This is a genomic window from Paenibacillus sp. cl141a (assembly GCF_900109305.1).
Classification (GTDB): Bacteria; Bacillota; Bacilli; order Paenibacillales; family Paenibacillaceae; genus Paenibacillus_AQ; species Paenibacillus_AQ lautus_A.
Window position 1 is genome coordinate 994,289 of the sequence record NZ_FNZO01000001.1, and the last position, 12,301, is coordinate 1,006,589.

Sequence of the window (12,301 nt, forward strand, 5' to 3'; positions counted from 1 at the left end):
TCCTTATTCCGAAAGGTCTTTCAATGGATCAGCCTGCCGGTTAGCGGCTTTTTTGATTTCCCGGTCCAATTTCGGGGTTCCTTGAATTTCTTCGGCAACCTCCATTTGATGATTGAGCTGCTGCTCGACTTGCCCGATCCCATGTGCTACCTGTTGTTGTTTGCTCTTTGCCAAAATGATCCCTCCATGTGATGATATATCCATTGTAAAAAGCTGCATTACTACAATGCACCAATATGTATGAACCTATGCAAATTTATATAATTTCGGGAACTTTCATCGACCGTACGGAGTCTGTTTTGGTGAGGGGGGAGAACTGCTTTGAAGGAAATGCAGATGCAGCATTCCGCGGAGCTGAAAACTTCGGACATTCGGATGCTTATGGAATCCTACGGGGAGGACGTCTGGAACTATGCTTTCGCCATAACTAGAAACACGCACACGGCGGATGATGTCGCGCAGGATGTGTTTATTAAAGCCTATCAACATTTTGCTTCCTTTCGGGGGGAGGCTTCCGTCAAGACCTGGCTTTTGAAAATCACGCGCAACACCGCGCTTTCCTATCTGAAGCGAGCGTTCCTGCGCAGAGTGGTGCTGATGGGCGAGCAATCTCCCGGCACCGGGCAGAAGGGGACCATGCGTCCCCCGATTTCGCCTTCAGCCGAAGCGGAATATTTGGAACGGGCAGAGGCCGATGAATTGTGGAAGCAGGTACTGAAGCTGCCAGCTAAATTTCGAGATCCGCTCGTGCTTAGTCTGCATCATCAGCTATCCATAGATGAAATATCCGCCATTACAGGCCTTTCGCCAGGCACGGTAAAGTCCAGAATTTACAGGGCCAAACAGAAGGTGGCCGCCGCATGGAAAGGAGCGATCGAGGATGAATGATTGGAGACCGGATTGGGATCGAAGGCTGGCTGATCCGCCATTTAAGAACCAGCGTTTCCGGATTGACATGATGGAGGCCGTGGAGGAACGTCTTCAGGTTGTTGAAAAGAAACGATTCCGCAGGGACTGGAACCGAACTATCGGTACCTGTGTTCCCGTATTGCTGCTCTTGTTCGGGGTTGGAATCTGGTTCGGTTACCAGGCTGTACCTAACGCTACTCCGGTAAGCCCAGGACCGGTTGTATCAAAGGGCGGGACGTTCCAATCCGGCTTCGTATCCGGGTCAGGAGGCGATTTCGATTGGTGGAACCTTGCGGATCGTGAAGTCTCGCAGGAGAGTGACCGTACGATCGTGACGCTGGCAACAGCGCTTTTAAAGCGGGAGATAGGCATCTGGGGCGGACCAACGCCGGACATTTGGGAGCATCCCGGTGTGAAATGGCCGCTTGAACGCTATGATGTGTCCAGTCCCTGGGTTGATGAAATATACGTAAACGAGATTACGACAAATGCTGATCAAACGGTATACAAGCTCCGTCTGCTGCTCCGGGATTCGATCCCGATGGTGTATGAGGAAACGATAGATGTTACGATTCGTAATGATACCCGCCGAATCTCGCAAATCCAACTAATAAGCACTGACGAAACGGGAACACCACGGGACGATCTCGAGGCTGGAGACGATCAAGGAACAACCGTTACTTTAAAGGAAGATGCAGCACTGGATCTGAAGATTACGGGTACTCTGTTCAAGGAGGCAGGAACCATTCGTTCGGTACATGTTCAATATGGCGACACGGAACGAACCTTTGCAGATTGGAGCAGCGTGAATAACGAATCCTATTATCCGGAAACCGCGATACTGTCCGCAGGCAGCAGCGGGAAGGAGAAGGATATATTGGCAATCGTTCTGACAACCGGTTACGGAACAGGGATGCGCGAATCCGCATTGAAACTTCTTACCGACGATCTCATCGAAGTGATGGCAACCGACCCGGTGCTTGCGGCACAATCCAGACTAAGCTACCATATGACGGCGGAAGACGGAAAAAGGATATTTCAACTTACGTTAAGCGGCGTAACCCGCAGCTTTGAATACAAAGAGGAGGACGCCGGGTTTTGGCTGGACCAGCCTGCACTTGGCAGCATTGTCAGGTATGACGTAGAAGAAAACACCCTCTATGCTTCGGTGCCAATCCAGGTATCGCCGGGCAACTTCCCGGCAGAGGTCCGGCTGCGCTATGAATACGACGGGACCGCTTTTCTTGTGGCGGAGGCAACATTAGAGGAGATGTAATAAGAGCGTGAAATGCGGGGACCATCATGATGGTCAGACTGACTGGAAAAGAGGAAACTAAAAAGCCGCTTAGAGCGGCTTTTTAGTTTTCATTATTCGCTTTCATGGATTTATTAGCTGGCGTGTCCCTTTACGACAGTCTGCCAATGTTGGTTTGACCCGGATGGGATTCGGCAGAGGGCTAACTCATTCAGTTCCGAAAAAACTCAACCTGATCGATATCTGCCCACTGGGAAGAGGAGGAGTTCGACACGTAAAACCCGATCGTTGCCTTGCCTGCCGTCACTTGAATATTCGAGATCGTGACAGGCGTCCACGCCGTCGTTACCGGGCAGCCTGTTTGGCGCATCCCGCCGCCATAGTCCTTCACTTCCATGACGCAGCTGTTCTGGCCTCCGCTGCTTCGCATGCGGGCCCGCATTGTATACGTACCGTTATCGAGACCGGTAATGGTCTGGCCGACATAGGCGGTTGCAGGCCCGCTCGTGCCCGCAAGTCCTACAAAGTAAGAGCCTTCCGCCGCGGGAAGCCCTACGCCGTCATTGGCTCCGTGAATCAGAATGCGATTCGGGTAATCGTCGCCGTACGTGGTCCAGCCAGCTACGTTCGCCGTTTCAAAGCCGGGATTGTTAACGAGATTCGTCTGCGAAGGAGTAACGGTATAGCCAAAACGCAGATAGATTCCGCTAACCGGATCAGTCGCGCTCGTCACGGCTGCGACGCGGGTCGAATCGACGGTCATCAGGGAATTCCAATTGGAAGACTTCGTATCGGATACCGGAAAAACGTTGGTTTTATGCTGCCATGTCGCGCCGTTGTCGGAACTGATCATGGTAAACATCGAAGTGTAGGGATCCCCTGTATTGGCGCTGCTCTCATCGGTTTGGAATGCGGCCATCAGACGGCCGTCCGGAAGTGTTACGACAAAAGGAGCGCCGGCTTTTTTGCCGTTGCCGACCGGCACGTACAGCGTTTGGCGTGGAACCGACCAGTTTAAGCCGTCCGGGGATATTTTATATTTAATGACAAAAGGGTGGCCTGCGACGTCCGACGCTTCGAATACGGTCATATAGCGGCCGTCTTGCATCCTCGTGATGACCGGCATGCCATCGCGAGAACTCGCGGAAACGCCGTCGCTGACCGTAATCCAGCTGCCCCAGCCGCTTCTGTTCCACGTTTTCATGTACAAATTTTGCCGCCCGGTCGTACTGACCGTCGCCGGACTGTCATCTGCATAAAGGACGGCAATCGTGCCGTTAATCATTTCCAAATGCGGCTCCCACAGACCTTTAAAACTGGAGGCGGTTGAACTTCCGATCAAGCCGCCCGGCAAATCGCTCCAAGTATAGCCGCCGTCGACGCTCCGCCGGACGTTTAGCTGGATATCATAGGTCGAGCCGCTCTGCACGACATGACGGTAGGCTAACCAAATTTCACCGCTCGGCAGCCTCAACATCTGTCCGTTCCCCACATTGCCGGCGCTGCTTGAAACGGCCGTAACCGGATTGCTCCAAGTGTAGCCGCCGTCCTGCGTACGGGAAACCACGATACGGGTGTTCCCCCCGCCGGCGTTGGTGTCAAACGATACGAGCCATTCGCTCGGCGTTAGCTTGAGCAGCCGAGGATACCATACGCCGCCTGAAGGTGGCGTATAGACAGTGATCTTCTGCGAAGCCCATGCCATACCGGATGAGGCTGCATGAGCCGGCGACAACGGAAACGACGTTAAAGCAAGCGTAAGCATCACGATAAAGGCAAGCGGTTTCTTCCAAAAGCGTTTGTTCCGTTCCATTAGCAACAATCCTTCCAATCCAGATTAGAAAGCGCTTTCTAAAATGGATTGTATCGCAGTTAGTATAAACTAAGATATACTAAATATAGATTATTTTTCTGTTTGGACAGTCGTAAAAGCGAGGTATGACATGGAGCATCCGTTATATAAACAAATACAGAACGATATACGGCGCAGTATTCAGAGCGGCGAGCTTCCGGCAGGTGCCTTGGTACCGTCGGAGAAGGAGCTGGCGAAGCGGTACGGCGTAAGCCAGATCACATCCAAGAACGCGCTCAACGGTTTGGTGGAGGAAGGGTTTCTGGTGCGTTACCGGGGAAAAGGCACCTTTGTCCGGGAGCTGGGTTCTTCGGAAATGCAGCAGCCCCGGACTGACATGAAAAAGACGATCGCGATCATATTGCCAACGATGAAAACCAAGATCGACCAACAGCTGCTGGACGGTCTGGAACGCTACTGTACGGAAAGAGAATATGACCTGTTGATCCGTATCTCACGCGAATCACAGGAGGAAGAATCACGGGCGATCGAGCAGTTTCGGGAACGGGGAGTCGACGGCTTTTTAATATTTCCGGTCGAGCAGGAAAGCTACAATAACGCAATTTTGCGTTTGTCGCTTGACCGGGTACCCCTAGTGCTGGTCGACCGTTTTTTGAAGGAGATCCGAACCTATAGCGTCAGCTCTGATAATTACGAGGGCGTACGCGAAGCCATATCCGGTTTGCTTGCGACGGGGCTCAGGCGCATTGCCTTCCTATCGCCGGAGATTACGAATTCGGTTACGGATGAAAGAGCCAAAGGCTTCGAAGCCGCATTTCTGGAGCAGGGCTTGCCGATCGACAAAAGGTTATGGTGCTTGCTGGATTTGGTTACGATACAGGAGGGGCACGGACCGCAGGAGGTCCTCCGTTTTCTGCAGGGCTGCAGTGATATAACCGCGGTCTTTTGCGTGAATGCGGAGCTGGCCCGCTATGCCCATTACGCCATGCGGGAAATTTGGCCGGCGACGGAGAGCAAACCGCAGCTCGCCGCCTTTGACGATCCGGATATTGAAGGCATTCCTTATATCCGGCAGCAACCGGATGAAGTATCCCGGCGTGCCGTCGATCTGCTGTCGGAACAGCTGGCCGGTAAGCACGAGCCTCGTAGGGAGGTCGTCCCGGTCCAATGGATTTGGCCGGAATGATCCGTTCATCAAGGATACTGGCTTGATACACAAGAGAAATATACATCGTGAAAACGGTCTGAACTTCGTTCAGCCGTTTTTTTTTCGTATATTTTGAGGCAAATCACCGCTTTGTTCAGTTTTATATTTACATTTCTAAAGTTATATTATAATAATATACTAAATATACTATTTACAATATAAAGGTTGTGATGGGCGTTGAAATCGTTGCCGCTATATAAAAAAATACAGGAAGACATCAAGCGGCTGATCGCCATCGGCAAGCTGCGGGAAGGGGACCGGGTCCCTTCCGAGAAGGAGCTTTCTGAACGTTACCGCGTCAGTCAAATTACAAGCAAAAACGCGCTGGTCGGACTCATGGAGGAAGGTTTGCTCGTCCGGATCCAGGGCAAGGGAACCTTCGTGATGAGCAGGCCGGAGAACGCCTCCGCGCTCGATCAGTTAGGCGAATGGACGGCAGGTCCGGGCAGAAGCGGGCGGATCGGGCTCGTACTGCCCACGATGAAAACGAAAGTGGACCAGCGATTTTTGGACAACATCGAGAAATATGCGACCGCCGCCGGCTTTGAGCTGATGCTGAGAATTACGCGAGAATCCCAGCTCGAGGAGTCCAAAGTCATCTCGTCATTCTTGAACCAGGGGGTGGACGGCATTATCATTTTTCCGGTTGAAAACGAGACATACAACGATTCGATTTTAAGGCTGTCGCTGGACCGCTTCCCTTTTGTCCTGATCGACCGGTTTTTGAAGGAAATCAAGACGTACAGCGTAAGCTCGGACAACATAAACGGTACTAAGGAAGCCGTAGAGTATTTAATTAATAATGGCCATTCGTCCATCGCGTTCATCTCACCGGAGATTACGAATACCGTGACGGATGAGAGAGCCCAAGGGTTCGAACAGGCGTTTCTGGAACGCGGAATGTCGATCGACAAAAGCTTATGGTGCCTAATCCCGTTAGAGGAGATCGCCTCGGGCAACTCCGTCGATAAAATCAGGGAGTTTTTAGGCGAGAATCCCGAAATTACCGGCATCGTTACAGCTAATACGGAGCTATGCCGAAGTGCATATAAAGCGGCGGTTGCAGCCCGTAAGCGCGTACCGGAGGATCTGGAGCTGATTACGTTCGATCCGCCGGATCTGCCGCACGTGCCGTTTATCCGTCAAAATGAAGAGGAAATGTGCCGCTTGACCGTAGATCTGCTGATCGAGCAAATTGAAGGAGCCTTTGAGGCAAGAAGGATTATGGTGCCGGTCATGCTGGTAAACGAATGAAAGGTTCGTCCATGAAGCCGAAGAAACCCAATAATTTTATAATAAATATAGTATATAAAATTATAATATTATAAGTTATTATGATTCCGTAAAGCGCTTACAACTAAAACCTTGTTAAAGAAGAGGGGGATCGCATGAAAACGAAGAGCAAATTTGCAGGTATGGTGATGCTGCTGCTGGTGTTTGCGTTATCCGCTTGCAGCGGGGGCAGCAACGGAACAAACGGAGGGACTGCTTCAAGCAACCCGGACGCGTCGAAGCCAAGTCAGGAAGCGTCCACTGGTTCGGACCAGAAGGAACCCGTCACGATTGAGTTTATGGGCCACGGCAATCCGAACGAAAAAAAGATTTTCGAAAAGCTGATCGCTTCCTTCGAGGAGAAGTATCCGCACGTCACGGTTAAATACACTTCGGTGCCGCCGGGCGAATACTCGCAGAAGATGACAACGCTGATCAGCTCAGGCAAAGTGCCGGACGTATTCTATGTCGGCGGTCCGGAGTTTTACCGTTTCGCCGAAGCCGGCACCCTTCTCAACATCCAGTCTTACCTGGATCAGACGTCGTTGTTTAATCCCGATAACGTATGGAAGCAGGCCATGGACCGCTACCGTTTTGACGGCAGCAAGGTCGGGGAGGGCGATTTGTACGGACTGCCGAAGGACGTAGGTCCGTGGGCTTTCGTATACAACAAGGATTTGTTTGACAATGCGGGCGTGTCGTATCCATCCGCCAAGGCTGGAGAATGGACCTGGGACGACATGCTGGAAGCTGCCCAGAAGCTGACGGTCGACAACAACGGCGACGGAAAACCTGAACAGTATGGTGTAGGCGCTTACAGTCTTGAATCGGCGGTTTGGGGCAACGGCGGCGAATACATCGATTACGCCACCGGCACGGTAAAGGTCAACGAGCCCGCATTCTACGAGGCGATGCAATTTGTCGCCGACCTGAACTTGAAGTTTAAGGTCAGCCCGAATCAGGAAGCCGAACAAGCGATGAATGCGTATACGCGCTTCATTAACGGCCAGCTAGGCATGTTTGCGATGGGTCCGTGGGATCAGCCGGCATTTTGGGAGCTGCCTTTCGAATGGGATATTGCTGCATGGCCGGCAAGCCCGAATACGGGACAAACGGCGACCTGGCTCGGCTCGATGGGATTTGCCGTATCGGCAAAATCCAAGCACCCGCAGGAAGCGTTCGATTTGGCCGCCTTCTTATCGCTGGATGAGCAAGGCCAGCGCGAAAACTACCAGCTCGGCCAGGCGGTTCCCAACCTGATCAACATGGCCGAAGGCGAATTTAAGGAAATGGACAAAGGACCGCAGACGCGTCAAGTCTTTCTGGACATTATCCAAGATTACGGACGACCTAACGTTATAGCTTTCTCCAAGGATACGCAATGGATGGATACGTTCAATCAGAACGCGAGTAAAGTATGGAACGGCGAGATGTCAGCCAAAGACTTTACGGCCCAAATTCAGCCGAAGATGCAGGAGCTGTACGACAAAGGCAATAAATAATGAAGCAGGCGGGGCGCCGGCCATGGATATCGGCGCTTCCCGCCGTATCAAGACGACCTGATCAATCGAATACTGGCGAAGGTGGAATGGAATATGGGTACCAAGCTTGGCGGGTATCGCAGAAGAGAACTGGCATGGTTGTATCTGTTCGTCGCTCCGCCGGTTCTCGGGTTTCTTTTGTTCGGCCTTGTGCCGATATTGTTCTCCATATATATCAGCTTTCACAAATGGGATATGCTATCCGATCCGCAGTGGGCGGGACTCGCCAACTATAAGGATCTTTTGGGCGACGAGAAAGTGTACAAATCGATGTACAATACGATTTATTTAATGATCGGCATTCCGATCGGCATGGTGCTTTCGATGCTGCTGGCCATCCTGATGAACCGTAAATTCACCGGCATCTCGTTCATGCGCACGATCTATTATCTTCCGGTCATTTCGCCGATCATCGCCGTATCGCTGCTGTGGCAGTGGATATTAAATCAGGATTACGGCTTGCTTAACAATTTTCTGTGGGAAACGTTCGGCATTGCCGGACCTAACTGGCTGGGGAAACCGGAGTGGGTGAAGCCTTCGTTGATCCTGATCGGGCTGTGGAGCGGCATCGGCGGAAACATGGTGCTGTACCTTGCGGGACTGCAATCCATCTCCTCGACATATTATGAAGCCGCGGAAATCGATGGCGCTGGCGCATGGCACAAGCTGACGCGGATTACCATCCCGCTGCTCACGCCTATTCATTTTTTCGTCGTGGTCATGGGCATCATCGGGGCGTTCCAGTCGTTCAGCCAAATTTATGTGCTGGCGGTAGACGGCGGGCCGGAATACAGCGGCGCCACGGTGGTCTATTATATTTTCCAGCATGCGTTCCAGTACTTTAACATGGGTTATGCAAGCGCGGTTGCCTGGGTGCTGGGCATTCTCATCTTTGTTGTCACGCTTATACAATTCAAGCTTTCCAATCGCTGGGTTTACCAAGACTAGGGGGGAATTCTGTGAAACGGGAAAAAATGACGGACCTCTGGTCGCTGCTGCTGCTGCTTTTCGGATCGATCTTTATGATCGCCCCGTTCATCTGGACCATTTCGACTTCGTTGAAGGATCGGCGAAACGTATTCGAAATTCCTCCGCAATGGATTCCCGAACCGATCACGTTCGGCAACTATGCGAAGGTTTGGCTGGAATCGCCTTTGCTGCATGGATTCATGAACAGCTTGATCATCGTGGTGATCGTCCTGACCATAGGAATGCTGGTATCCGCAATGTCGGCCTATGCATTCGGCAAATTCGAATTCCCTTACAAAGGCATGCTCTTCATGGGCTTGCTCGGAACGATGATGATTCCGTATTCGGTAGTAATGATACCGCAGTATATCGGGTTTTCCAGGCTGGATTGGGTAGACACCTTGCTGCCGCTCATCGTACCCGGCCTGTTCGGCAACATCGTCGTCATCTTTTTCATACGCCAATATTTGCAGAGCGCGATGCCGACCGAATTGATCGAAGCGGCGAAGATCGACGGCTGCAGCTTTCCGGGCATCTTCTTCAAAATCGCGCTGCCGATCATGAAGCCAGCGCTCGCCGCCCAAGCCGCCCTCGGCTTTATGGGCATCTGGAATGATTTTCTCGGACCGCTGATTTACCTGCATACGCCCGAAAAGCAAACGATTCAAGTGCTGATCGCTTCCATGCAGGCGATGTACATCGGCCAGTCGGATTATCCGATGATTATGGCCGCAGCCATCATTTCCATGGTGCCGGTGATCATCGTGTTCTTTTTCTGTCAAAGATACTTTATCGAATCGATGGCAATCAGCGGAATCAAGGGGTGAGGCGCATGCCGATAAGAATGCCGCGCCTGTCAAAAATCGCATGTTGTATCGGAGCGTTAGGTTTAGCGGCCGGATTGGCATTGTCGGGATGCGATACAAGCACGAAACCGGAGGCGGTCGATATGGAAATATACAATGAAATGTATGCCAATCCCTTTCCGTCGTTGGAGGAAGAATGGGAGGATTACGGCAACGGGGATCCGTATGTGCTGCGGCATGACGGCCGCTATTATCTATATGTGAGCACGAAGGATCATCGGACGGGAATCAAGGCTTGGGTGTCGGACAATCTGGTCGATTGGAGCTATGCTGGGCTTGTGACGGAAGATCCGGTATCGACCGGGGCCTATGCCCCCGAAGTAATTTACTCGAACGGGTGGTTCTATCTATACACTTCACCGGCGGGAAGGGGGCATTACGTGTTCCGAAGCGAATCGCCGACAGGCCCGTTCGAAAGAATCTCCGAGAATGTCGGTATGAGCATCGACGGCTCGGTCTTTATCGACGATGACGGCTCCTGGCTGTTTACCCATGCTGGTTCGTCGGGCATTGTCGGCGTTCCGATGGATGGACCTGCCGAATTCGGTGTCGGCCAGACGATTCCCGGGCCCTATCTGGGGCATTGGACGGAAGGGTCCATGATCATCAAGCGGAACGGTACCTATTACATGACATATACCGGGAATCATGTATTCAGCAAAGGCTACCGCATTCATTATGCCGTATCGCATGATTCGCCGCTCGGTCCGTACAACATTCCGGCCAACAATCCGCTCGTCATCAGCACCAAGCCGGACTTTTACGGGCTTGGCCACAGCTCGACGGTGATGGGGCCCGATCTGGATTCCTATTATCTCGTCTATCATAACTTGACGGGAAGATCCCAGGAAGGCCCGCCTGTCCGGCGCATGAACATCGACCGGCTGGTATTCAACGGAGACAAGATGGAGATTCTGGGTCCTACGAATTACGATCAGCCTATCCCGAGAGGGCCGGTCTTTGCCGATCGGCTGGACGCAGACGCCATCGATGAGAACCGGTGGGAGTCGGAGAAATCGGAAGGAGGGGCTCGAATCATCAGCAAAGCGAGCACGGATCGCATCTATACGGCGGAATATAATTTGGTGCCGTCAAAGACGCGGGTCGCCGCATTGTTTGCCTATGAGGATGCCAACCGTTTCGGGTTCGCCGAAATCGAACCGGAACTAAACCGGCTATCCTTGGGCAGGATGGAGGATGGCAACCGTAAAGTGCTCGCCACCGCGGAGCTTCCGGAAGATACGGATTGGTCGAAACTGCACACGATTCGTATCGAACGAGGGAACGAGCGGCTTCGGGTTTACCTGGACGGGGTTCTGAAGCTGGATGAATCTTCGGAAACGTTCGGACCTGGCCATATGGGGTATCGGTACGATAACGGCGTACCGGGATTGTCGTATACCGCATTCTCGAATCAAGCCGACGGCAGCAGTGATTTCGAAACGGCCAAGCCGCTTCCCGGCAGCATGGAAGCCGTGCATTATCTTAGCGGCGAAGGCAGGGGGTATGCGGTTCGTCAACCGTCGGAAGCCGCCGCATGGCGCCATTCGGACGGAACGGCGATCCGGCAGGCGGAGGATGGCAGCTATTCGGCTGCGCTTACGGAAAAAGGCGATTGGCTGCGTTATGCAGTAAACGTTTCGGAATCCGGCACCTATGCGCTGGACTTGTCGGTCAAGGCTGACGCGGGGCCGGCAGCCTTTAAGCTGCTCGTGGACGATCAAAAAGCCGGAAGCTTCAAAATCGACGGCAGCCATGACGCCAGCAGCGAACCCTGGGTAAAAATCCGGGTAGGGTCCCTAAAGCTCGAAAAGGGATTACATAGCCTTTCCATTCAATTGGACAACGGGCAGCTGGAGTGGAAAACGATGGAATTCGAGCTGGTCGATGATCAAGATTTCAAGATCGAACGTTTATTGGAACAAGCAAGTTCCGAGGATGTTCACGGCCGTTGGAACGAAACCGCCGGCATTTATGCGGGAGCAGCCGATGCCGATGCCAAGATGTACGGAGGCAGCCGCCTTTGGTCCGACTACCGCATCCGGACGACCGTAACGCTGGGCGATGATCCGTCCGGTCAAGCGGGCGTACTCTTCCGGGTGACAAACGAGTCGGATTTCAGAGATCAAGTGAGCGATTCGCTGATGGGATATTTCCTCGCGGTCACCGCCACGAAACTGGAACTGTACAAACATAATTACGATTCCGAGCTGCTTCAAAGCATCAAAGTGGAGCTGGAACGGAACAAGCCCGTCAGCTTGCGCATCGAAGCAGTTCACGGCACGATCCGCGTCTTCGTTGAGAATGGAGAAGAGCCTGTCCTGACGTATGACGATCCCCAGGCCTTCATGCAGGGGAGGGTCGGCATTCGATCGGTTCATGCTGAACAGATCGGGCTTGGCGATTTAACGGTGCAATCCATAGGAACCAAATAGAAACGATAAACTAACAGAAGATGGAGAGTGGAAC

Annotated in this window: 10 protein-coding genes; 8 read left to right on the plus strand and 2 right to left on the minus strand. The window is 52.5% G+C overall.

Annotated features, from left to right (window positions below):
* Positions 1–3: 3 nt before the first annotated feature.
* Complete coding sequence (locus BMX45_RS31220) at positions 4–174, minus strand: hypothetical protein (protein ID WP_175495033.1); 171 nt, start codon at positions 172–174, stop codon at positions 4–6.
* A 147-nt stretch (positions 175–321) separates the two neighbouring features.
* Between BMX45_RS31220 and BMX45_RS04675 the strand changes: the two genes are divergently transcribed.
* A complete protein-coding gene (locus BMX45_RS04675; RefSeq protein ID WP_254777952.1) occupies positions 322–888 on the plus strand; it encodes an RNA polymerase sigma factor in 567 nt (188 codons plus the stop codon).
* Entirely contained in the window at positions 881–2,185 is a 1,305-nt protein-coding gene (locus BMX45_RS04680) for a hypothetical protein (protein ID WP_090908711.1), read from the plus strand. The genes BMX45_RS04675 and BMX45_RS04680 overlap by 8 nt, the downstream gene beginning before the upstream one ends.
* 190 nt (positions 2,186–2,375) lie before the next feature.
* On the opposite strand, the gene BMX45_RS04685 is transcribed toward BMX45_RS04680, so the two are convergent.
* Entirely contained in the window at positions 2,376–3,977 is a 1,602-nt protein-coding gene (locus BMX45_RS04685; RefSeq protein WP_090908712.1) for a hypothetical protein, read from the minus strand.
* 130 nt (positions 3,978–4,107) lie between these two features.
* Between BMX45_RS04685 and BMX45_RS04690 the strand changes: the two genes are divergently transcribed.
* The 6 genes from BMX45_RS04690 (at position 4,108) to BMX45_RS04715 (ending at position 12,267) form a co-directional block, all read left to right on the plus strand.
* Positions 4,108–5,163, plus strand: a complete 1,056-nt coding sequence (locus BMX45_RS04690; RefSeq protein ID WP_090908713.1) for a GntR family transcriptional regulator — start codon at positions 4,108–4,110, stop codon at positions 5,161–5,163.
* A 198-nt stretch (positions 5,164–5,361) separates the two neighbouring features.
* Positions 5,362–6,438 (plus strand): GntR family transcriptional regulator, encoded by a 1,077-nt coding sequence (locus BMX45_RS04695; RefSeq protein WP_090908714.1) that lies wholly within the window; start codon positions 5,362–5,364, stop codon positions 6,436–6,438.
* A 134-nt stretch (positions 6,439–6,572) separates the two neighbouring features.
* Complete coding sequence (locus BMX45_RS04700) at positions 6,573–7,958, plus strand: ABC transporter substrate-binding protein (protein WP_090908715.1); 1,386 nt, start codon at positions 6,573–6,575, stop codon at positions 7,956–7,958.
* A gap of 93 nt (positions 7,959–8,051) precedes the next feature.
* Positions 8,052–8,945 (plus strand): carbohydrate ABC transporter permease, encoded by an 894-nt coding sequence (locus BMX45_RS04705; protein WP_090908716.1) that lies wholly within the window; start codon positions 8,052–8,054, stop codon positions 8,943–8,945.
* 11 nt (positions 8,946–8,956) lie between these two features.
* Positions 8,957–9,793, plus strand: coding sequence for a carbohydrate ABC transporter permease (locus BMX45_RS04710; RefSeq protein ID WP_015735774.1), 837 nt, complete (start codon positions 8,957–8,959; stop codon positions 9,791–9,793).
* A 5-nt stretch (positions 9,794–9,798) separates the two neighbouring features.
* Entirely contained in the window at positions 9,799–12,267 is a 2,469-nt protein-coding gene (locus BMX45_RS04715) for a family 43 glycosylhydrolase (protein ID WP_254777953.1), read from the plus strand.
* The last annotated feature ends 34 nt before the right edge of the window (positions 12,268–12,301 follow it).

Coding starts and splice junctions, on each gene's coding strand:
- BMX45_RS04680 (WP_090908711.1), top strand. CDS start 881: ATGAATGATTGGAGACCGGATTGGGATCGAAGGCTGGCTGATCCGCCA.
- BMX45_RS04685 (WP_090908712.1), bottom strand. CDS start 3,977: ATGGAACGGAACAAACGCTTTTGGAAGAAACCGCTTGCCTTTATCGTG.
- BMX45_RS04690 (WP_090908713.1), top strand. CDS start 4,108: ATGGAGCATCCGTTATATAAACAAATACAGAACGATATACGGCGCAGT.
- BMX45_RS04700 (WP_090908715.1), top strand. CDS start 6,573: ATGAAAACGAAGAGCAAATTTGCAGGTATGGTGATGCTGCTGCTGGTG.
- BMX45_RS04705 (WP_090908716.1), top strand. CDS start 8,052: ATGGGTACCAAGCTTGGCGGGTATCGCAGAAGAGAACTGGCATGGTTG.
- BMX45_RS04715 (WP_254777953.1), top strand. CDS start 9,799: ATGCCGATAAGAATGCCGCGCCTGTCAAAAATCGCATGTTGTATCGGA.